We start from the raw sequence: 21,126 nt of genomic DNA on the forward strand, positions 1-21,126 counted from the left end.
CAGTCTTTAGATTTACTTAAACGGTATCAAAAACAGCTACCGCAATCAAGGAATTCCCCCTTCGGGGGTTAGGGGGAAAAACTTTTATCCCAATCTTTCCAGACGGGCTCGTAGCCTTTCTTAGTAATAATATCAGCCATCTCTGCTACAGAGCGCTCGTCACTAATTTCGAATTGCTCTAACGATTGGGGATCGACCACATAACCACCAGGATTCGTTTTTGAACCCGCACTCATGCTTGTCGTTCCAATAGGAATAATGTTGTTTCTAAAGTTTTCATTCTCTCGAGTCGAAATCGAAATCTCCAAGTCTTCATTCCACAAACGATAAGCGCAAATCAGCTGAGTCAAATCACGGTCGTCCATGATGAAATTAGGTGGAGTGGTACCTTCTGCAGGTCGTAATCTTGGAAACGAAACGGAGTACTTCGTCTGCCAATAGGTTTTCTGTAAGTAATCTAGATGCAAGGCATTAAAAAAACTATCGGTTCGCCAATCTTCTAAACCCAATAACACACCCAATCCTATTTTGTGTATGCCCGCTTTCCCAATGCGGTCTGGAGTATCTAGTCTAAAATCAAAGTTGGATTTCTTCCCTTTAGTATGATACTTTTTATATACCTCTTGATGATAAGTCTCTTGATACACTAACACGGAGTACACACCGGCATCATGCAGGCGTTCGTATTCTTCTTGCGAAAGCGGTTGTACCTCAATCGAAATAATCGAAAAGTCATTCTTGATTACATCAACAGCGTTTAGAAAGTAGTTGATATTCACCGTATAATTTGCCTCTCCAGCTACTAACAATACATGGTCAAAACCTAAGGATTTCAATGCTGCTACCTCTTGCCTAATCTCCGAATCAAGCAAGGTCTTTCGCTTAATTTTATTGTCAAGACTAAAGCCACAGTAGGTACAAATGTTTTGGCATTCGTTACTCACATACAAAGGAGCATACATTTGGATGGTTTTACCAAAACGTTTTTTAGTTAGTTCATGGCATTCTTGCGCCATTTCCTCTAAGTATGGTTGCGCAGCTGGGGAGATCAAAACCAAAAAATCATCCAAGTCTCTCTTAGATTTGGCTAATGCTTGCTCCACTTGCTTTGCAGTACTAGTGTAAATTTTGGATTGGATTTCATCCCAATTGTATTGTTCGAAAGTAGATTTGAATGTTGTCATAAGCTTAAACGCAAAGTGCGCTATGTTTTTTTTCGCAAGGTTCGCTAAGCTAGACTTACCTAGCATTTTTACCTTGTAACATTTATGCTTGAATTGATCACCTTAAACGCAACGCGTATGAGGTTATCGAGCAGTTAATATAATTTTAATTGATGAAGTCTCCCCTCCTTCGGAGGGGTTGGGGGAGGATTATTGGGTTAGAAACGACGTCAACGGACTTGATGCCATGGCATGTTTATACTGTTGTCCTAATCTCGCTTCATATGCTTTTCTACCAGCAATTACCGCCTCTTTAAAAGCCTCTGCCATTAGTTTAGGATTTCCTGCAACGGCAATAGCGGTATTTACTAAAACAGCATCAGCACCTAATTCCATTGCTTTTGCTGCATCCGATGGTGCACCAATTCCCGCGTCTATAATCACGGGAATTTTAGATTGTTCGATAATAATTTCGAGAAAATCGATTGTCTTAAGTCCTTTATTGCTCCCTATAGGCGAACCTAATGGCATCACGGCAGCCGTTCCAGCATCTTCTAATCGCTTGCACAAAACAGGATCAGCATGAATGTACGGCAATACAATAAAACCTAGCTTGGCTAATTCTTCTGTGGCCCTCAAAGTCTCGATAGCGTCTGGCATTAAGTATTTTGGATCGGGATGGATTTCTAACTTTAGCCAATTGGTTTCTAGCGCTTCTCTAGCAAGTTGAGCAGCAAAAACAGCTTCTTTAGCATTTCTTGCTCCAGAGGTGTTGGGTAATAAATTAATGTGTGAATGCTGTAGGTGTTTCAAAATAGCATTTGTTTCTGTTTCGAGATCAATGCGTTTTAAAGCTACGGTGACCAACTCACTTTCTGAAGCTAAAATGGCTTCTTCCATTTGGGCATTCGAACCAAATTTTCCCGTTCCTAAGAACAAACGAGACTGCAATATTTTATCCCCTATTTTAAACAATGATGGTTCCATAAAGGTCGTTTTTAAGTAGTTTGATTGTCTTTTTTTTATGTTCTGATTTTGTTATTAATCCTGAAACGGCAATGCCATAAATTCCGGTTTCCATTAATGCAGGAAGATCGTCTGTTGTAATGCCGCCTATAGCATACACGGGCGTAGTAAGTCCGTTGTTTTTCATCTCTGTCAGGATGTTTTGATAGCCGTCAAGACCTAAAATCGGACTCAATTTTTCCTTTGTAGTTGTGAATCGAAATGGACCCAGTCCTATATAATCACAGCCGTTTTTTATGTGGTTTTGAATATCTTCAAAAGTATTTGCAGTCGCTCCAATGATTTTTGTGTCTCCTAGAATGCTGCGTGCTTCTGTTATCGACATATCGGTTAGGCCAAGATGTACGCCGTCTGCAGCGATTTGCTGAGCGAGATACACATTGTCATTGATGATAAAATTAGCTAAGTACTCTTCGCATAAAATTTTTACGGCTTCCGCCAAAGCAAAAGTTTCTTCAGGGGAATGATTCTTAAAACGAAGCTGAATCCATTTGCAACCGCCGTCTAGTGCTTCATGAATATTTCTAGTTTGCTCGTCAACCGAGTTTCCTTGCGATATGTATTGTAATTTGTTAAACATTATGATATCCTAGTTTTGTGTGGTTAGACAATAGGTAATTTTCGATATAAATTTTGGCGTTTTTGCACGCATTTAATTCCGTTTCACCTTTGGCAAGATTAGCTGTAATCGCAGAGGATAATACACAACCCGAACCGTGCTTTTCATCTACATCAGTAAGACGTGGTTCTAATCTATAAAACCGATCCGTAGTATATAAATAATCTACTCCAAGTTCGTTAGGATTGTGACCACCTTTAAGTAAAACAGTGCAATATTCTGATAGCATTTCGGCTATAGATTCAGGATCTATTTCTTCTTGAGATAGCTTTATAATCTCATTATAATTGGGAGTGATTAAATCTATTTCGCTTAAAATGAGTTTTAGAGATTCATAGTTTTTGATCTCTAAAAAATCAAATGTAGTCGAGGATTTTACCACAGTATCCCATACAATTTTAGTTGCTGGAGCAATTTGCCTAATCAATGTGACAATGGTTCCCAGATAAAATAATGAAGGAACAATCCCAATTTTAACAGCCTTAATTTTATAAGTTTCGAAAAGTCTTTCCACGGAACGAATGGTGAATTCTAAGGAAGTCCACTCAATTTCATGAAAATTGTTTTCTGTCTGGATCGTGTTTGCCGTATTGATAGCAAGACCATATACTTGATGTTGTTCGAATGTTTTACAGTCTGCTAAGATTCCGGCACCTCCCGAAGGGTCAAAACCAGCAATACTTAATACAAATGGACGATTTTCTGGCATAATTTAAAATTTTGAATGGGTTGATTACTGTTCCAAATACTTCCTAATAGGGCTACATCATTAAATCCAAGTTGGTAGGTTTTCGCTATATTCTCAATTGAGATTCCTCCCAAAGCGACTAGTTTTGAATTATAATTGGTTCGCTGTGCGATAGCTTTAACTGCATCTAAATCAGATTTATAGTCGGGTTTGGAAATACTTTGATAAATCGGACTCAAAAAAGCGTATTCAAAACAACCGTCAAGTTGGTTAAAATCAGCCATTGTATGAATCGAAGTCGATTTGATAAAACCATCGTTATTATTTGTTGATTCCAAATCCAAAGCTGCTCTGGCACTTTCAGTAAAATGAATGCGATGAATTCCAAATTCATTTGCTACTTGATGCTGCTGATGTAAAACCAATCGCGATCGAAATTCAGGATTTACTTTCGATAAAAACAGCCTTAGTTCTCCAACTGAGTAATTAGGTTTACGCACATGAAGCAACTCCAATCCACACTCAAAAAGAGCGTGAATGGTGTTGATTTCATTTTCTATAGCAATTGGATTTGTGATGACGATCATTTTTTAAGTAAATTAGAGTTCCCCCTTCGGGGGCTAGGGGGCTTTAAATATAAATCTCTTTTCCTTGCTCAATAAACTCTTCTGATTTTGCTGCCATTCCTTTTTCTGCTTCGGCAACGTCACGGATTTCCTGTGATATTTTCATAGAGCAGAATTTAGGTCCGCACATCGAGCAAAAGTGTGCGATCTTAGCACCTTCAGCAGGTAAAGTTTCGTCGTGAAATTCTCTTGCGGTATCAGGATCAAGCGATAAATTAAACTGATCTTCCCAACGGAATTCAAATCTAGCTTTACTTAAAGCATTGTCACGGTATTGAGACCCTGGATGTCCTTTGGCTAAATCAGCAGCGTGGGCAGCAATTTTATAGGTGATTACACCATCTTTCACATCTTTTTTATTGGGTAAACCAAGGTGTTCTTTTGGCGTTACATAACACAGCATCGCACAACCGTACCAACCAATCATAGCAGCACCAATGGCTGATGTAATGTGATCGTAACCAGGAGCAATATCAGTCGTTAGTGGGCCAAGAGTGTAAAAAGGCGCTTCGTTGCAATGTTCCAATTGTTTCTCCATGTTTTCCTTAATCATGTGCATGGGAACGTGACCTGGACCTTCTATAAATACTTGCACATCGTGTTTGAAAGCAATTTTAGATAGCTCACCTAAAGTTTCTAATTCGGCGAATTGTGCAGCATCGTTAGCGTCAGCAATTGAGCCTGGACGCAAACCATCACCGAGAGAGAAAGCGACATCGTATTGCTTCATGATTTCGCAAATGTCTTCGAAGTGCGTGTAAAGAAAGTTTTCTTTGTGGTGAAACAAGCACCATTTTGCCATTATCGAACCTCCACGAGATACAATTCCCGTAACACGCTCCGCAGTTAAATGAATGTAACGCAATAGTACGCCTGCGTGAATGGTAAAATAAGAAACACCTTGTTCTGCTTGTTCGATTAATGTATCTCTAAAAACCTCCCAAGTTAAATCCTCGGCAATTCCGTTTACTTTTTCTAAAGCTTGGTAGATAGGCACGGTTCCAATAGGCACGGGAGAGTTACGGATGATCCATTCTCTAGTTTCGTGAATGTTTTTTCCGGTCGATAAATCCATAATCGTATCGGCTCCCCAACGGCAAGCCCAAACTGATTTTTCTACTTCTTCTTCGATGGTTGAGGTTACAGCACTATTCCCAATATTGGCGTTTATTTTTACCAAGAAATTGCGCCCTACAATCATAGGTTCGCTTTCAGGGTGGTTGATGTTGTTTGGAATTATAGCGCGACCAATGGCTACTTCATTACGAACAAATTCGGGTGTGATTTTGCTTTTAGGTGTGTTGGCTCCCCAGCTGTGTCCAGGATGTTGACACTGCATCGCTTTAGTTTGGGTATCTAATTGCTCGATACGTTGATTTTCACGAATCGCAATGTATTCCATTTCTGGAGTGATGATACCTTGCTTAGCGTAATACAATTGTGAAACGTTAGCTCCTTTTTTGGCACGCATTGGTTTGTGTAAATACTCGAAACGAAGGTGATTTAATTTTTCATCGTGTAATCTTTGCTTTCCGTAATCAGAGCTAATTTCTGTTAGTTCTTCCACATCATTACGGTCTATAATCCATTGCTCACGAATGCGAGGCAATCCTTTTCGAATATCGATTTCGATATTGGGATCAGTGAAAGGTCCTGATGTATCGTATATAGTAACCGGTGGATTTTTTTCGATACGACCGTTCGACATTTTGGTATCAGCTAGTGTGATTTCGCGCATCGCCACTTTGATAGGGTGGATGTCACCGTCGATATATACTTTTCTTGAATTGGGAAATGGTGTTCTTGAAATTTTTTCTTCGTTTGTCATTTTAGTATGTCTTAAAGTTAGTTTAGGCGTAAATGGCATGCGGACTGATGCGAACTGCATCGTATACAATTTTTATATTTATTGGGCACAGATCGCACGCGGATTCAACGGATTTACAAAAGTAAAAACGCGGATTGACGCGGATTTTATTTTTATTACAGCTTAATAATTGGAATTTGTTCGTCAAAGTTTGATTGGATGCAAATAGCTCGCAGATTTTTAATTCTAGTAATTAATTCTTACTTAGCTGTTTTCAACTCTTTAATCTGTCCCTTAAACTATTAACTAATCACTAGTTACTAATCACTATTTACCAATTACCCTCCTTGGGTTGCGGAAATAATTAAAACGGTGTCGGTTTCTTTTAGGGGATGGGAATTCCAATTGGATTTAGGAATTACGGTGTCGTTGATGGCTATGGCAATTCCGTTTTGTTTTTCGGGAATTTCCAAGTCAAGAAGTGCCTGAACAGTTAAGTTACTGCTGGCAAAATGTTTGTTTTGATTGTTGATTTTAAGTTCCATTCCTTTTGAATTTAGTTGATTTAGCGCCGTATTAAAACGCGGCTCAACTTTAGGAATGGCTACAAGTTGTCCCAAAAAAGGGACCATGGAAGTCATCGTACTTTTCCCTACGCTAGTATGAACTAGATCAGGTTCAGAGGGTAATTCTCAGCCTACAAAGTTGTAGACACCCCTAAAGTGTGAAGCAAATGTAATAAAAAATTAGTTTGAAAGTTTATAATTTTAGATTTAAAGTTGTTGATTTTGCAACTACTTCTTCAAAGATTGGGGGAATTTCCAGCAACTTTCCACGTGATCATTGACCATTCCGGTGGCTTGCATAAAGGCGTAAATAACCGTAGAACCGACAAATTTAAAGCCTCTTTTTTTTAAATCTTTGCTAATTTTATCAGAAAGCGGGGTAGTAGCAGGAACGTCTTTTAGCGTTTTTGGGTTATTGATGAGTGGTTTTCCTTCTGTGAACTCCCAAATATATTTCGAAAAAGAACCAAATTCTTCTTGAATCTTAATGAAGTTTTGCGCGTTAATTACAGCCGAATATACTTTGAGTTTGTTGCGAATTATGCCGGCATCTTGTAATAAATCGAGGTTTTTGTCATCGTTGTATGCTGCTATTTTTTTATAATCAAATTGGTCAAAAGCAGCACGGAAATTTTCTCTTTTGTTGAGAATGGTAATCCAACTCAAGCCTGCTTGAAAAGTTTCGAGTAATAAAAATTCAAATAATGTAGCATCGTCATAAACAGGTGTTCCCCATTCTTGATCGTGGTAGTTTTTGTAAAGTTCGCTGGATAGACACCAAGTGCATCGTGGTTTGTCTTGCATTTTTTTTGATTAAAGATAAAAAAAAACCTCAAATTATTAGTTTGAGGTTAGTTTAAAGAAATTATTTACGTTTATAAAGTAAGATTTGATATTGTTCATCTTCATTAATTTCTTTAATCTTTAGTGTAGAGTTGGTTAACTCTAAAATATCATAATCTGCACCAAATTCACTTGCATATGTGATGTTTAATTTGTTATCAGTTTTTGTCCAAACACCTGTTTCGGTTGGTTTTGTACAATCTGAATCTGAATCTCCAAAAGAGAAATCATTCAATACGCCACCTTTCACAAATTCTAAATAGTCTTTTCCACAAGGAGTGACGTTTGAAGGGATTTCTACTAAGATTTCTTGGCCAGCGATAGTTCCACCTACTTTATAGAGCTCCCATTTTCCTTCAATTGATCCAGAATCATTATCATCATTACTACAACTTGAAACAGATAATCCTAGAGAAATTACTGATAAAAAAAGAATGCTTAATTTTTTCATTTTGTTTGTTTTTTATTTGTTAAAATTTTGGCAAATGTAAATTAAAATTTACAAATAAAAAATTTTAATTTAACTATTTAGTAGTCATTTCTAATAGTGAATAAATGCTATTTGCATGTGTTTTTTATTTGCTAATCATAGGCTATGTTTAGATGTAAATCTTTCTAATGTTTGTGGATGCTGGTTTTGTTTAGCAATTAGAAAAGCTGTTATGAAACTTATACTATAATTTAGTAAAATATAGTTTAGCCTAATTTTATAATATTGAGCACAGCCCAGATGTAATATTAGTTTATGGCCGCGCTAAACTGACAATTTGTATAATAATGAAACATATTTTTGAGATATATGGCACAAAAAAAGAGCGATTTGAATTTCAAATCGCTCTTTAATATTTTAGAACTTGTTTTAGATTAACCTAAAGCAGCTCTTTTAAATCCTGTAACAATAAGATCTTTATCTAAAGATTTAACATAAGCGGCAACGCTTAATTTGTTATCTTTAATGTAATCTTGGTTTACTAAAGTATTATCTTTAAAGAAACGAGCTAGTTTACCTTTAGCGATGTTATCTAACATAGCTTCTGGTTTTCCTTCTTGACGAAGTAAGTCTTTAGCGATTTCAATTTCTTTTTCGATAGTTGCAGCGTCTACACCTTCCTCGTTTAATGCGATAGGAGACATAGCAGCAGCTTGCATAGCAACGTTTCTAGAAACTTCTTCTGCACCAGCTGGAGCAGCAGATAAAGCTACTAAAGTAGCGATTTTGTTTCCAGAGTGAATGTAAGATCCTACAAATGCACCTTCTAATTTCTCAAAAGTTCTAATTTCTAATTTCTCACCGATAACTCCTGTTTGCTCGATTAATTTATCAGCAATAGTAATTCCGTTAAAATCAGAAGCTAAAAATGCTTCTTTAGAATCGTAGTTCAATGCTTGGTTAGCCATTTCAGTAGCCATTTTCACAAAGCTTTCGTTCATACCTACGAAGTCAGTTTCACAGTTTAGAGTGATTACTACACCAGCAGTTTTGTCAGCATTTACAACAGCAATTGCAGCTCCTTCAGTAGATTCTCTATCTGAACGATTTGCAGCTACTTTTTGTCCTTTTTTACGAAGGTTTTCGATCGCTAAATCAAAATCTCCTTCTGCTTCAACTAATGCTTTTTTGCAGTCCATCATCCCTGCACCAGTAGCTGTTCTTAATTTATTTACGTCTGCAGCAGTTATTGTTGCCATGTTTTTTTTATTTAAAGATTAAAAGATTGAAGAATTTAAAGATTAAAAATAGCGTTAATTTTACATTGACACTTTAAGTAATCTTTAAATCTTTCAATCTTCAAATTTATTTTTATTTTTCTTCAGTTGCTGGAGCAGCTGGTTCAGCAGCAGGAGCTACTGTTTCAGTTGCAGCCGGAGCTACTTTTTCTGTAGTTGCAGCAGGAGCCGCTTTTTCAGAAGTTTCAGCATCTTTGTCAGCCCCTCTATCAGAAAGACCTTCAGTGATTGCGTTAGTTACTAAAGTTAAAATTTTATCAATAGATTTAGAAGCATCATCATTTGATGGAATTACAAACTCTACTTCACGAGGATCAGAGTTAGTATCTACCATTGCAAAAACTGGAATGTTTAATTTTTGAGCTTCTTTTATTGCGATGTGTTCCGCTTTGATATCTACTACGAATAATGCAGCAGGTAATCTTGACATATCTGAAATGGAACCTAAATTTTTCTCTAATTTAGCACGAAGACGATCAACTTGTAGACGCTCTTTCTTTGAAAGGGTCATGAAAGTACCATCTTTCTTCATTTTATCAATAGTAGCCATTTTTTTAACAGCTTTACGGATAGTTACGAAGTTAGTTAGCATTCCACCAGGCCATCTTTCAGTGATGTAAGGCATGTTTGCAGCTTTTGCTTTTTCAGCAACGATGTCTTTTGCTTGTTTTTTGGTAGCAACAAATAATATTTTTCTACCTGATGCAGCAATTTTTTTCAAAGCTTCATTAGCTTCTTCAATTTTTGCTGCAGTTTTATATAGATTGATAATGTGTATACCATTACGCTCCATATAAATGTAAGGAGCCATGTTTGGATCCCATTTTCTAGTCATGTGTCCAAAGTGAACACCTGCTTCTAGTAATTCTTTTACTTCTACTTTGTTTGACATTTTTTTGTACTAGTTTACGTTCTGTTGATTAGCAATGTATAAATGGCGATTTCTCGGCTAAATACATTTAGATGCTAAACTAATTTCTCACCTCAATGAGACAACAACAACATTGTTTTAAATTCAATAAATTCAATAAGTCTTGAATAAAGGTACTCAAGACAGGCAATATTAACGTTTCGAGAATTGAAATTTCTTACGAGCTTTCTTCTGACCGAATTTCTTACGTTCAACCATTCTTGGATCTCTTGTCAATAAACCTTCTGGTTTCAAGATCAATCTGTTTTCAGCATTGATTTCACACATAACACGTGCTAATGCCATTCTTACAGCCTCTGCTTGTCCAGTTGAACCACCTCCGTAAACATTTACTTTTACATCATAGTTAGTTGCATTTTCTGTCATAGACATTGGTTGCATAACTTTGTACTGTAAAGTAGCTGTTGGGAAGTAAGTCGCGAATTCTTTTTTGTTTACAGTGATTACTCCTGTTCCTTCCGAAACATAAACACGTGCAACAGCGGTTTTTCTTCTACCGATTTTGTGAATAACTCCCATTACTTAAGATCGTTTAGGTTAACTGTTCTTGGTTTTTGAGCTCCTTGTTTGTGCTCAGATCCAACAACAACATTTAAATTTCTAAAAAGTTCAGCACCAATTTTGTTCTTTGGTAACATTCCTTTTATCGCTTTTTCTACTAGTAATGCAGGGTTTTTTGATTGCAATACTTTAGCAGTTAAAGTTCTTTGTCCTCCTGGGTAACCTGTATGACGCATGTAAATCTTTTCGTCCATTTTGTTACCTGTAAGGTTGATTTTTTCTGAGTTGATAACGATAACGTTATCTCCACAGTCCACGTGTGGTGTATAACTTGGCTTGTACTTACCTCTTAAAATCATAGCGACTTTTGAAGCAAGACGACCTAAGTTATGACCGTCAGCATCTACAACGATCCACTCTTTTGTAGAGTTGGCTTTTGTTGCTGAAATTGTCTTGTAGCTTAATGCGTTCACAATAATAAATTTTAATTAAACATTCCGTCCCCTATAAAGGGGATGCAAAAGTACAATTAATTATTTTAAATACAAATACCTTAAATGATTATTTTTATTGTCTGTTTTGCCTGATTATCAATTATATATTTAAGATTGCCATTATTACAACTGTTTTCTAAATGATGTTATCAGTGTGTTTCATTTTTTGACTTACATTTGTTATCAATAATAAAATTTTTATCTTGCAATCTTGGAATACAATTTTCAACTTAAAATGTTGTTTTTTATCGAAAGAAAAACTCTCGAAAGCAAAGGTGATTTTAGAAGCGCTATTGGATTACCAAATTTAATAAATATATAATTATGAAAGTTAAAGCAACCCTTAAGCAAATTGCAAAAGAACTTAACGTATCGGTTTCCACTGTTTCAAAGGCACTTAATGACAGTCCTGAAATAAGTGATCAAACTAAGATCAAGATTAAGGAGTATGCTAAACTTAAAAATTACAAGCCTAATGTTATTGGTTTAAACCTTAAGAATAGAAAAACAAAGACTATTGGTGTTATTATTCCAAATATCTTAAATTCTTTTTTTGCGAAAGTATTTAGCGGAATTGAAAAAGTTGCTGATGAAAAAGGTTACAATGTGATTACCTGTATCTCGAATGAATCGATCGTAAAAGAAATCAATACGCTTGAGATGTTGAGTAATGGTACTATTGATGGTTTTATATTATCAGTATCTGAGGAAGCGCAAAAACTTCAAGATTATTCTCATTTTACCGAAATCATTAATGACGGTACTCCTATAGTTATGTTTGACCGTATTGCTGATGAAGTCGAATGTGATAAGGTGGTAGTTGATGATTATAATTCAGCGCTACATGTTACACAACGTTTGATTGATTTGGGTTGTAAAAATATTGCGTTACTTTCATCTGTTGATAATTTGAGTGTTGGAAAATTAAGAGCTAACGGCTATTTGCAAGCTTTGGAGAACAATAACATTCCTATAAATGATAAGATAATTCTTCGTGCAGATTCTGAAGCTGACTTAAAAGAAAGAATAGATGCTGTTTTTGAAAATAATACCATAGATGCCGTTTTTGCTTTAGATGAAAACGATTCTGTTGCTGCTTTAAAAATGGGATTAAAAAAAGGATATAAAATACCTGAAGAACTTTCAATAATAGGTTTTGCAGATGGAATTCTTGCTTCACGCAGATTAACGCCTAGTTTGTCCACGGTAAGTCAACACGGTGTAGAAATAGGGGAGGTTGCTGCTAAGCTGCTTATTGATCGCTTAGAATCTACTGAAGAAAATATTCCTTATGAGACAGTTGTGATTAAAACAAAATTAAAAGAAAGAGAATCTTCTAGAAAAAAATAATGATTAAAGATATTTAAAATAAAAAACTCCATCTGCTAGTTGCAGATGGAGTTTTTTTATAGGTATTTTACTGATTAATAAACTCCTAGGCAGTCTTTAATCATTCCGAAATCAACAATTAGAGTAACCTCAAGTTTAAAGGACTTTTCTATTTCGTATTTAATCAACGGGTGAATTTTTCTGGTTTTCAGTATACATATCAAAAACACAAGTTCATCCTGAAGCTGTGCTGTTATTTTAATTGATCTACCTTTTAAGTTGTGAGTTTACTGTTAATTAGTTATGATTGTTAGGGAATTATTTTTTATTTTTAATGAGGTATAAGTTATGTTCATCGTCTGAAATAAAAGCAAATTTCAAATTAGCGTGAGTGTAAAAAGAATATTTTTTTTTGGCATCAGTTTCCATTTTTATTCTCTTGTCTTCTATCTTGTCATAAATCGATGGCTCTTTGGTATCATAATCATCTAATGATATATCTTCTTGTTTCACTTTAAGAGTTTCTCCATTAAATATAATATCTAAATAGGCATTTCCATTCCAGTAATAATAAGTATAGGGACTGTTAGATTGAGTTTTGCCTGCCATGTTAGAGCAATATTCTAATTTATGAAAGTACTTAAATACTATATTTTTACTAGGTATATCAGTAAATAAATTTTCATATTTTATTTTTTTATCATCGTCTACACTTCGTTTTCTGATAGCATCAGTTATTTCATTACTAACTCCATAAAGGATATACCATTTATTATCTAATAAAAATAAAACGGATTGTCTTTTAGTGTAATGAATTGTGCTATCTCTCCATACAGAAAAATGCTCTAGATACGCACTATTAGGTACTATTGTGTTGTAATAATATTTAGATATTTCCTCAGTGTTCCAGCTAAAATCTTTGTTTAACGGAATAAAATCTTTTTTAACTTTGTCACCATCAGTCGGCCAAGTTTGATAGTAAAGTAACTCTTTATTGACTATTTGTTTATTAAGCAAAACAGTATTTCCAAATTCAGATTGATTTGAAGAGGAGGTTTTGTAGTTAATAGTATCTAAAATATTTCCGAACGTATCAAATTTGAAAACAGTATTCGAAAAATTGTCACCACTATTACCTCCGCCATTATCAAAACGTTCTGTTTTCGTGATAGCTTTAAGTATTGTATTTTCTTTTGAGATTTCAATTATTTGAACATAGCGGGTCAGATAATCTTTTTCGTCTTTAGCAAATAGACTTATAGCATAATTACCTAAATCGTTAATTTCTGATAAATTTTTGTAATCATCAAATTCATGTGGTAGTTCTTTTCTAGGAAAAAGATTGATTGCATAAGTGTCAATGCCTAGAGCTAAATACACATTTATTTTATATATGAAATATAAAATTGCTGCAATTGCTAAGCAATAGATTAAAATCATTTTTCTCATTTTATTTAGTGATTAGATAAAAATATATGAATATTTTAATGCGCCTCTAACCAATCTTTACCCATTCCTAAATCAACAATTAAAGGAACGTCAAGTTTAAAGGCATTTTCCATTTCATATTTAATCATTGTTTGGATTTTTTCTAATTCACTGTTGTGAACATCAAACACCAATTCATCATGAACCTGAAGCAACATTTTGCTTTTCCAGTTTTCAGTACTTAATTTATTATGGATATTGATCATGGCGATTTTGATAATATCAGCAGCACTCCCTTGTATAGGTGCATTTACGGCATTACGTTCAGCGCCACCACGAACCATGGCGTTTTGTGAATTGATATCTTTTAAATAGCGACGGCGTCCTAAAACGGTTTGCACGTAGCCATTGTCCCTAGCAAAATCAATTTGTTCTTGAATGTAGGTTTTTAACCTTGGGTAGGTTTTGTAATAGGCCTCAATTAAAGCAGCACTTTCTGAACGGGAAAGTGACGTTTGATTGCTTAATCCAAAAGCTGAAACGCCATATATAATTCCAAAATTTACCGTTTTAGCATGACTACGTTGCTCTCTCGTTACTTCTTCTAGTGGAACTTCGAATACTTTTGAAGCGGTAGATTTATGAATATCTTCGTTGTTTAAAAACGCCTTAATCATGTTTTCTTCTCCACTTAAAGCTGCAATAATACGCAATTCAATTTGAGAATAATCGGCAGAGACTAAAGTGTAATTCTCGTCTCTTGCTACAAATGCTTTCCTGATTTGGCGTCCTCTTTCGGTACGAATAGGAATGTTTTGTAAGTTGGGATTATTTGAGCTTAGTCTTCCTGTTGCAGCCACGGTTTGCATATAATCAGTATGCACTCTTAAGGTTACTGGGTCTACTTGATTTGGCAAAGCATCTACATAAGTGGTTTTAAGTTTATTTAATTGGCGCCATTCCAGGATGTCTTTTACGATCTGGTTTTCATTAGCTAAATAACTTAAAACTTCCTCTCCAGTGGCGTATTGTCCTGTTTTGGTTTTCTTTTGTTTTGTACCTCCAATTTTTAATTTATCGAATAAAATATCGCCAAGCTGTTTGGGCGAAGCCAAGTTAAAATGTTCTCCAGCTACTTCATATATTGTTGCCTCTAATTTTATAATATCGTTATCTAGGTCGTGTGATAAGGAGTGGAGGAAGTCAGTGTCTAAACGGATTCCTTCTTTTTCCATATCAGCTAAAACCTTTACTAACGGAATCTCGATGTCTTCGAATAATTTTTTAGTTTCTGTTTTGTCAAGCTCGATAGCAAATAATTCTTTTAACTGAAATGTTATATCAGCATCTTCGGCGGCATATTCTTTGATTTCTTCTAAGGCTACATCACGCATTGATTTTTGGTTTTTACCTTTTTTACCAATAAGTGTTTCAATAGATTTTGGAGAATATTTTAAATAAGTTTCGGATAAAATATCCATATTGTGACGCATATCAGGATTGATTAGATAATGCGCTATCATGGTGTCAAATAGTTTTCCTTGGACGGTAATGTTGTAATTTGATAAAATTTTCAAATCGTATTTTAAATTCTGACCTATTTTTTCGATGGTTTCATTTTCGAAAAACGGAAGGAATTTTTGTGCAAGGATGTTAGCTTCTTCTTGGCTTTCTGGAAAAGGAACATAATACCCTTTCCCTTTTTCGTAAGAAAATGAGATTCCTACCAGTTCAGCATGCAAAGCGTCTAGTCCAGTGGTTTCGGTGTCAAAACAAACAGCATTTTGTTTTAGTAAATTTTGCAACAGCAATTTAATGCCTAGATCCCCTTGAACTATTTGGTACGAATGGGTTGTGTTTTCTAAAGTGTTGTAAAACTGCTGGTGTTCATTAGTGGTGTTATCAGTAGGAATTGCACTTGCAAAAAGGTCAAATTGATCTTCATTTTTTGGTTGCGGTTTTTTGTAAAGTTTTGCTTCATCGGTAGCTGCGCCTGCATCTGAATTTCCTTTTTTGAAAATGGCGTCAAATTGTTCGGCCATCCTTCTAAACTCTAATTCATTGAATAAAGCATCTGTTTTTTCTACATCAGGCTTAGATAATTCGTAATCACTTTCATTAAATGTTACGGGACAATCTAATAATATAGTAGCTAATCTTTTTGAGAGTAGTCCCAACTCTTTATTGGCTTCTATTTTAGTCTTTATCGCTCCTTTTAATTCATGGGTATTGGCTAAAAGATTTTCCATTGATCCATATTCAGCTAGAAATTTCTTTGCGGTTTTCTCACCCACACCAGGTAATCCAGGGATGTTATCGGCAGAATCGCCCATCATTCCTAGGTAATCAATTACTTGTTCAGGTCTTTCAATCTCAAACTTTGCTAATACTTCAGGAATTCCCCATATTTCGATTCCGTTACCCATGCGGGCAGGTTTGTACATGAAAATATTTTCTGAAACCAACTGAGCAAAATCCTTGTCAGGAGTTACCATAAAAACCTTGTAATTTTCTTTCTCAGCTTGTTTAGCAATGGTTCCTATTAAATCATCGGCTTCAAAACCTGCGACCTCTATAATAGGAATGTGCATGGCGTTTAATAAAGCTTGAATATAGGGAACGGCAATTTTTATGGCTTCAGGAGTGGCGTCTCGATTGGCTTTGTATTCAGGAAAAAGTTCATTTCTTAAAGCGCTACCTCCTTTATCAAAAGCGACTGCTAAGTGATCCGGTTTTTCTCTTTTAATAACATCCATCAAGGAATTCATGAATCCCATTATGGCAGAGGTGTCCATTCCTTTTGAATTTATTCGAGGATTTTTTATGAAGGCATAGTAGCCACGAAAAATTAAAGCGTAGGCATCTAATAGAAAAAGTCTTTTTTGTTGTGACATGGTTATAATTTTGTAAAGATTTCAAAAGTACAAAACTTAAAAGATAATGTGTTGTACGAAGTTAAATTTATAAGGAATTGGTTTTTGATCGTTTATTTCTTTTTTAGATCGTTTTATTTTACTCATAAACGGTTTTTATTAGTTTTTTTTTGATAAATTAGGTTAGTTATTTACTATAAAGCCTTTTGTTTTTTGTAGTAAATAAGCTATTTTAATAGCAAATAATATTGTAATAGTTAAAATAAGATGTATTTAATCGGAATAATACGCTTTTAATCGGATTAAGTTGTATGTTTGATCTAATATATTCTGCTGAGAGAGAAAATATTTTTTAATTTTTTAATATCAATTATTATGAATAAAACTACATTTTATAAGTCGCTGATTACTAGTTTGTTTTTATTTTTCTTGTTTTTTGCGAATTTGACTGTCGCACAAGTAGGAATAGGTACTGTTACACCTGATGCAACTGCTGTTCTTGATGTAAGCTCTACAACTAAGGGTATGCTGACACCTAGAATGACTACGACGCAAAGAAATGCTATTACGACTCCTGCAAACGGATTAATGGTTTATGATACTACGTTAAAATCATTTTATTATTATGACACTACAATTACAGCCTGGGTTAGTATGAGCGCTGCAACTAGTTATGGAAGACTGAACTTTAAACGTATTAAATCTACTGATGTTTTAGCAACTGTGCTTGCAGCGGAAAAAACAGCTGGTGGAGGTTCAGCATATAAGTTAGACACGAATACTTTATATGAAATAAACGGGACAATTAATGTTGATTTACCTATAGATCTTAATAATGCATATATTGCGGGTTTAGATACTAATGAGGATAAATTAATAGCAGCTGGGAACTTGTTTGAAGGGGCTAAAGGCGGTAGTATTAGAAGCCTTACTCTTCAGGCTGGAGGTTTAGTATTCAACTTATTATGTACTACCTCTGACTCATTTATATTTAGAGATTCACTTGTACTTTCATCTGGAAGTGTAGGTAAAATATCAGGTTTTGGTTTGGTTTTTTCTAGTATTGTTCAATATGCTGGTAATGGTGCAGGTGTTACTTACTCAAATATTAGTAAGTTGTTATTAAGTAATATAGGGTGGTTCGCTGGTAATTCAGGAACTTATGAGAAATTGACCGGAACTTTTGGTTTAGTGCAAAAGCAAGGTGGATTTACTGAAGTTAATGGTACGGCTATAGGTTTTGATGTATCTTCTAATCCAGTTATTTCAGGAGATGCAGTTATGGAAGCTGTTGTATTTACTGGATCTAATATTGCTGGATTTGTAAAAGCATATACGGGAACTGGTACATATAGTGGTTACAATTTTACTAATAAATGGACTGTAAATTGTCCTGGGATAGCTTTAGAAGGAGATAGGTTCGCTACTGGCACATTGTATCTAGACAGATCAACAACAACGCAAAATAGCGTGTCAAATTTAGCTGTGGGGACTGCTGTTAGACTGAATGGGACAACTATTTCATCAAGATTATTCCGAATGGCAGATGGTGATCCTACATCGGAAAATAATAAGTTAGTATATAAAGGAAGAGCGAAGCGAGTTTTTACAGTTTCAGCTTCAATTTCTATGCAAGCAAGTGGTACCAATGGAACACAAGATTATTTATTTTCATTTGTTAAATTTTCTGGTGGTAGTGGTAGTTTCATAAGCGATTCAGATACGTTTATTGATTCGAATTCAGGTTTTGTGCAAAGTTTTTCGGTTACTGGAACAGTTGAATTGTCAGATGGTGATTATGTTTCATTATACGTTCGTAAAGCTAGTGGTAATACTGCCAATGGTGGTATAATAACTTTTAATTCTTATAATATGTCATTGAGGTAATTAATGAAAGAAAAGGTTTTGAGTATGAGGTTTAAAATTAATATTAGCAATTGCCAACATTAATTTTGAATCTCATATATTTTTATCTTATTATCATTTTTATATTAATTTACTTTATGTCTTTTAGTGATTAAATATTGCTATGTCGTTAATGGTTGTTGAAATTAATTAAATCAAGAACTTATGTGTTTTTTAAGTTAGTCAATTTATATTCCATTTTTTTAGTTAAATATTGATTAATATCAATGCGTAGTCCCTTCATAATTTGTTATTTTGTCTCAAAAAAATAATTATAATGGTTTTTCGTGTTTTCTTGCTGAGTCTTTTTTTATTTATAGTAGAGCTTTATGCTTTTCAAGCGTTGAAAACTTTGATAAAGCTAAAGTGGGTTCTTACCGCTTATCAAATTCTTAGTGCTATTGCCTTGGTCTTTATTGTTTATTCTTTTACGCAATTTGATCGTTCTATTGGACAAACTAAGCAAACCATGTTTACCATGGGTATGTTGCTAGTGATTTATGTTCCAAAAATAATTTTATGCCTAATAATGTTAGGAGAAGATATTTTTAGGATTGGTTCAGGTTCAGCTCGCTATTTTATCAATAATGAAAACTTTGAATTCTTAAATTCTAGACGAAAATTTGTGAGCCAAATAGGGCTTGGATTGGCTGCCATTCCTTTTGCTTCTTTGATTTACGGTATCACCGTGGGGAAATACAATTATAAGGTAATTAAGCAACGCATTTATTTCCCGGATTTACCTGAGGAGTTTGATGGGTTTAAGATCACACAAATATCTGATGTGCATAGTGGGAGTTTTGATAATCCAGAAAAGATTAGTTATGCTATTGATTTGGTAAACGAACAAGACTCAGACATGATTCTTTTTACAGGAGATATTGTTAATACACACGCTAAAGAAATGTATCCTTGGATTGAAACTTTCAATAAAATTAAGGAGCATAAGTACGGTAAGTATGCAGTATTAGGGAACCACGATTATGGTGAGTATGTTACTTGGGCTACTGAAGCAGATAAAGAGGCTAATTTTAAAGCGATAAAAAGTTTATACGGTCAAATAGGATTTCAATTAATGCTAAATGAGCATACCTATATTGAAAAAGGGAAAGATAAGTTGGCATTAATTGGAGTAGAAAATTGGGGGCATAATTTTAAGAAGGCCGGAGACATAAACAAAGCTGCTGCCGGAGTAAATCAGGAAGATTTTAAAATCTTGATGAGTCACGATCCTAGCCATTGGGATTACGAAATTAAAAATCACGAAAAGCACTTTCATTTAACACTAGCAGGTCATACGCATGGCATGCAATTTGGTATTGAAATACCAGGTTATTTTAAATGGAGTTTAGCACAATATATTTACGCACAATGGGCAGGTTTATATGAAAATCTTGGCCGTTATGTATATGTAAATAGAGGTTTTGGTTTTCATGCGTACCCAGGTAGGGTAGGAATTATGCCTGAAATAACAGTGATTGAGCTAAAAAAAGGGGATAATGTAGCATAATGCGTTAAAATCGCTACATTTGTAAATTAATAGCTATTTATTAGGTAGATTTAAATATTAAATTTTTGGTTATATGTCAAAATTCGGAGAACTTATTAGTGCACAAGTGCCTGTCTTAATTGATTTTTACACAGATTGGAACGAATCCTCAGTTTCTATGGATCCTGTTATGAAAGACGTAGCTGCGGCTCTTGGTGACAAGGCTAAAGTAATAAAAATTGACGTGGATAAAAACCATGAACTTGCTATTGCTTTGCGTATAAAAGGATTACCTACTTTAATGATTTATAAAGCGGGAGAGATGATCTGGAGGCAATCAGGTGAGTTAGATGCAAATACTTTAATTAGTATTCTTCAAGGGAAATTATAATTTACTGTTTGTAAAACTCTCAGCAGTAATTCTTGCATAGCTAAAGTTATTGTTGTTTAAATAATCCAATACTTTTGGTAACGCATATTTAAGATTTTTAGACGCTTTAACGCTGTCATGAAAGACAATTATACTTCCAGGTTCAATATTTTGAATCAAATTATCTAAGCATTTTTCTTTTGCTATTTTTTGATCGAAATCGCCGCTTAAAACATCCCACATAATAATTTTATATCCCAAACTTTTTATTCTTTTTGTTTGTCCCGTTTTTATTTTGCCGTAAGGCGGACGGAAAAGTTGTGGAGTACTTCTTTTAAAATCACAAGCGGATTTAATTATTGTATTTTCGCATTTCTCAATGTCAGCTAGATAGTTTTCAGTGGATGTTTTCCATCCGTTTAAGTGGTTGTAGGTGTGGTTTCCTATGCTGTGTCCATCATTAATAATTTTCTTAAATATATCCGGATTCGCTTCGATATTTTTCCCAATACAAAAGAAACTTGCTTTAGCATTGTTTTTCTTTAATTCAGCTAAAACCCACTCAGTTACTTCTGGAATTGGGCCGTCATCAAATGTAAGATAGATTTTCTTCTCATTATTTGGCAATAGCCAAATGTAATTAGAGAATAGCTTTCTAATAATTGCGTTTGTTTTTACCCAGTAAAAGCTCATTTTGATCTTTATTTAGAGATTTAAAGTTAAAAAAAATGTAGCAATAT

20 protein-coding genes and 1 riboswitch are annotated in these 21,126 nt (G+C 34.6%); of the genes, 4 read left to right on the top strand and 16 right to left on the bottom strand.

Translation table 11 applies throughout. The annotated features are described in order from the left end of the window. Positions 1–68: 68 nt before the first annotated feature. The 13 genes from thiH to rplM form a co-directional block, all read right to left on the bottom strand. Positions 69–1,184 carry a 2-iminoacetate synthase ThiH gene (gene thiH / locus ACVEGE_RS09475; RefSeq protein WP_192501358.1) on the bottom strand — a complete coding sequence of 372 codons (1,116 nt, stop codon included), beginning with the start codon at positions 1,182–1,184 and terminating at the stop codon, positions 69–71. Between the two features lie 189 nt (positions 1,185–1,373). Continuing rightward, a complete protein-coding gene (locus ACVEGE_RS09480) occupies positions 1,374–2,150 on the bottom strand; it encodes a thiazole synthase (RefSeq protein WP_305038492.1) in 777 nt (258 codons plus the stop codon). Next, a complete protein-coding gene (locus tag ACVEGE_RS09485; protein ID WP_192501357.1) occupies positions 2,131–2,769 on the bottom strand; it encodes a thiamine phosphate synthase in 639 nt (212 codons plus the stop codon). The genes ACVEGE_RS09480 and ACVEGE_RS09485 overlap by 20 nt, the downstream gene beginning before the upstream one ends. Further along, the gene (locus tag ACVEGE_RS09490) at positions 2,762–3,517 is read right to left on the bottom strand and encodes a hydroxymethylpyrimidine/phosphomethylpyrimidine kinase (RefSeq protein WP_192501356.1); all 756 of its coding nucleotides are present in this window, start codon (positions 3,515–3,517) and stop codon (positions 2,762–2,764) included. The genes ACVEGE_RS09485 and ACVEGE_RS09490 overlap by 8 nt, the downstream gene beginning before the upstream one ends. Beyond that, positions 3,490–4,083: a thiamine phosphate synthase gene (locus ACVEGE_RS09495; RefSeq protein WP_192501355.1), complete on the bottom strand. Its 594-nt coding sequence runs from the start codon at positions 4,081–4,083 to the stop codon at positions 3,490–3,492. The genes ACVEGE_RS09490 and ACVEGE_RS09495 overlap by 28 nt, the downstream gene beginning before the upstream one ends. A 43-nt stretch (positions 4,084–4,126) precedes the next feature. Beyond that, positions 4,127–5,950, bottom strand: a complete 1,824-nt coding sequence (gene thiC / locus ACVEGE_RS09500) for a phosphomethylpyrimidine synthase ThiC (protein WP_192501361.1) — start codon at positions 5,948–5,950, stop codon at positions 4,127–4,129. 317 nt (positions 5,951–6,267) lie between these two features. After that, positions 6,268–6,474, bottom strand: coding sequence for a sulfur carrier protein ThiS (thiS, locus tag ACVEGE_RS09505; protein WP_173837645.1), 207 nt, complete (start codon positions 6,472–6,474; stop codon positions 6,268–6,270). Between the two features lie 87 nt (positions 6,475–6,561). Further along, positions 6,562–6,658, bottom strand: a riboswitch (TPP riboswitch). A 65-nt stretch (positions 6,659–6,723) separates the two neighbouring features. Next, complete coding sequence (locus ACVEGE_RS09510) at positions 6,724–7,299, bottom strand: DNA-3-methyladenine glycosylase I (protein ID WP_192501354.1); 576 nt, start codon at positions 7,297–7,299, stop codon at positions 6,724–6,726. A gap of 61 nt (positions 7,300–7,360) precedes the next feature. Then, complete coding sequence (locus tag ACVEGE_RS09515) at positions 7,361–7,789, bottom strand: lipocalin-like domain-containing protein (RefSeq protein WP_173854862.1); 429 nt, start codon at positions 7,787–7,789, stop codon at positions 7,361–7,363. A 413-nt stretch (positions 7,790–8,202) separates the two neighbouring features. After that, positions 8,203–9,027, bottom strand: a complete 825-nt coding sequence (gene tsf, locus ACVEGE_RS09520) for a translation elongation factor Ts (protein WP_173850668.1) — start codon at positions 9,025–9,027, stop codon at positions 8,203–8,205. Between the two features lie 112 nt (positions 9,028–9,139). Beyond that, positions 9,140–9,958, bottom strand: coding sequence for a 30S ribosomal protein S2 (gene rpsB / locus ACVEGE_RS09525; protein ID WP_173850666.1), 819 nt, complete (start codon positions 9,956–9,958; stop codon positions 9,140–9,142). A gap of 171 nt (positions 9,959–10,129) precedes the next feature. Beyond that, positions 10,130–10,516 (bottom strand): 30S ribosomal protein S9, encoded by a 387-nt coding sequence (rpsI, locus tag ACVEGE_RS09530; protein ID WP_173850664.1) that lies wholly within the window; start codon positions 10,514–10,516, stop codon positions 10,130–10,132. Continuing rightward, positions 10,516–10,971, bottom strand: a complete 456-nt coding sequence (rplM, locus tag ACVEGE_RS09535; protein WP_173850662.1) for a 50S ribosomal protein L13 — start codon at positions 10,969–10,971, stop codon at positions 10,516–10,518. Before rplM ends, rpsI begins: the two co-directional genes overlap by 1 nt. 345 nt (positions 10,972–11,316) lie before the next feature. Here rplM and ACVEGE_RS09540 point away from each other — a divergent pair, with 345 nt between their 5' ends. Further along, a complete protein-coding gene (locus tag ACVEGE_RS09540; RefSeq protein ID WP_173854863.1) occupies positions 11,317–12,342 on the top strand; it encodes a LacI family DNA-binding transcriptional regulator in 1,026 nt (341 codons plus the stop codon). Between the two features lie 297 nt (positions 12,343–12,639). Here ACVEGE_RS09540 and ACVEGE_RS09545 read toward each other — a convergent pair whose 3' ends face one another. Both ACVEGE_RS09545 and polA read right to left on the bottom strand, forming a co-directional pair. Continuing rightward, entirely contained in the window at positions 12,640–13,761 is a 1,122-nt protein-coding gene (locus ACVEGE_RS09545) for a hypothetical protein (RefSeq protein WP_192501353.1), read from the bottom strand. A 44-nt stretch (positions 13,762–13,805) separates the two neighbouring features. After that, positions 13,806–16,643 (bottom strand): DNA polymerase I, encoded by a 2,838-nt coding sequence (gene polA / locus ACVEGE_RS09550; protein ID WP_192501352.1) that lies wholly within the window; start codon positions 16,641–16,643, stop codon positions 13,806–13,808. Positions 16,644–16,997: 354 nt separating this feature from the next. Here polA and ACVEGE_RS09555 point away from each other — a divergent pair, with 354 nt between their 5' ends. From ACVEGE_RS09555 to ACVEGE_RS09565, 3 genes are all read left to right on the top strand, one after another. Next, positions 16,998–18,509 (top strand): hypothetical protein, encoded by a 1,512-nt coding sequence (locus tag ACVEGE_RS09555; protein WP_225738153.1) that lies wholly within the window; start codon positions 16,998–17,000, stop codon positions 18,507–18,509. A 295-nt stretch (positions 18,510–18,804) separates the two neighbouring features. Further along, entirely contained in the window at positions 18,805–20,037 is a 1,233-nt protein-coding gene (locus ACVEGE_RS09560; RefSeq protein ID WP_192501351.1) for a metallophosphoesterase, read from the top strand. A 73-nt stretch (positions 20,038–20,110) separates the two neighbouring features. Next, the gene (locus ACVEGE_RS09565; RefSeq protein ID WP_173850651.1) at positions 20,111–20,407 is read left to right on the top strand and encodes a thioredoxin family protein; all 297 of its coding nucleotides are present in this window, start codon (positions 20,111–20,113) and stop codon (positions 20,405–20,407) included. On the opposite strand, the gene ACVEGE_RS09570 is transcribed toward ACVEGE_RS09565, so the two are convergent. Next, positions 20,402–21,079, bottom strand: a complete 678-nt coding sequence (locus ACVEGE_RS09570; protein ID WP_192501350.1) for a polysaccharide deacetylase family protein — start codon at positions 21,077–21,079, stop codon at positions 20,402–20,404. The two genes, ACVEGE_RS09565 and ACVEGE_RS09570, sit on opposite strands and share 6 nt — an antisense overlap. Between the last annotated feature and the right edge of the window lie 47 nt (positions 21,080–21,126).

The sequence above is a fragment of the Flavobacterium sp. PL002 genome (genome assembly GCF_054165825.1).

Bases quoted from the DNA above. Each gene is read 5' to 3' on its own strand.
- ACVEGE_RS09495 (WP_192501355.1), bottom strand. From the start codon at position 4,083: ATGATCGTCATCACAAATCCAATTGCTATAGAAAATGAAATCAACACC.
- ACVEGE_RS09555 (WP_225738153.1), top strand. From the start codon at position 16,998: ATGAATAAAACTACATTTTATAAGTCGCTGATTACTAGTTTGTTTTTA.
- ACVEGE_RS09560 (WP_192501351.1), top strand. From the start codon at position 18,805: ATGGTTTTTCGTGTTTTCTTGCTGAGTCTTTTTTTATTTATAGTAGAG.
- tsf (WP_173850668.1), bottom strand. From the start codon at position 9,027: ATGGCAACAATAACTGCTGCAGACGTAAATAAATTAAGAACAGCTACT.
- ACVEGE_RS09565 (WP_173850651.1), top strand. From the start codon at position 20,111: ATGTCAAAATTCGGAGAACTTATTAGTGCACAAGTGCCTGTCTTAATT.
- thiC (WP_192501361.1), bottom strand. From the start codon at position 5,950: ATGACAAACGAAGAAAAAATTTCAAGAACACCATTTCCCAATTCAAGA.
- rpsB (WP_173850666.1), bottom strand. From the start codon at position 9,958: ATGTCAAACAAAGTAGAAGTAAAAGAATTACTAGAAGCAGGTGTTCAC.
- rpsI (WP_173850664.1), bottom strand. From the start codon at position 10,516: ATGGGAGTTATTCACAAAATCGGTAGAAGAAAAACCGCTGTTGCACGT.
- ACVEGE_RS09545 (WP_192501353.1), bottom strand. From the start codon at position 13,761: ATGATTTTAATCTATTGCTTAGCAATTGCAGCAATTTTATATTTCATA.
- thiS (WP_173837645.1), bottom strand. From the start codon at position 6,474: ATGGAACTTAAAATCAACAATCAAAACAAACATTTTGCCAGCAGTAAC.
- ACVEGE_RS09485 (WP_192501357.1), bottom strand. From the start codon at position 2,769: ATGTTTAACAAATTACAATACATATCGCAAGGAAACTCGGTTGACGAG.
- ACVEGE_RS09515 (WP_173854862.1), bottom strand. From the start codon at position 7,789: ATGAAAAAATTAAGCATTCTTTTTTTATCAGTAATTTCTCTAGGATTA.
- thiH (WP_192501358.1), bottom strand. From the start codon at position 1,184: ATGACAACATTCAAATCTACTTTCGAACAATACAATTGGGATGAAATC.
- ACVEGE_RS09540 (WP_173854863.1), top strand. From the start codon at position 11,317: ATGAAAGTTAAAGCAACCCTTAAGCAAATTGCAAAAGAACTTAACGTA.
- ACVEGE_RS09570 (WP_192501350.1), bottom strand. From the start codon at position 21,079: ATGAGCTTTTACTGGGTAAAAACAAACGCAATTATTAGAAAGCTATTC.
- ACVEGE_RS09480 (WP_305038492.1), bottom strand. From the start codon at position 2,150: ATGGAACCATCATTGTTTAAAATAGGGGATAAAATATTGCAGTCTCGT.
- polA (WP_192501352.1), bottom strand. From the start codon at position 16,643: ATGTCACAACAAAAAAGACTTTTTCTATTAGATGCCTACGCTTTAATT.
- ACVEGE_RS09510 (WP_192501354.1), bottom strand. From the start codon at position 7,299: ATGCAAGACAAACCACGATGCACTTGGTGTCTATCCAGCGAACTTTAC.
- ACVEGE_RS09490 (WP_192501356.1), bottom strand. From the start codon at position 3,517: ATGCCAGAAAATCGTCCATTTGTATTAAGTATTGCTGGTTTTGACCCT.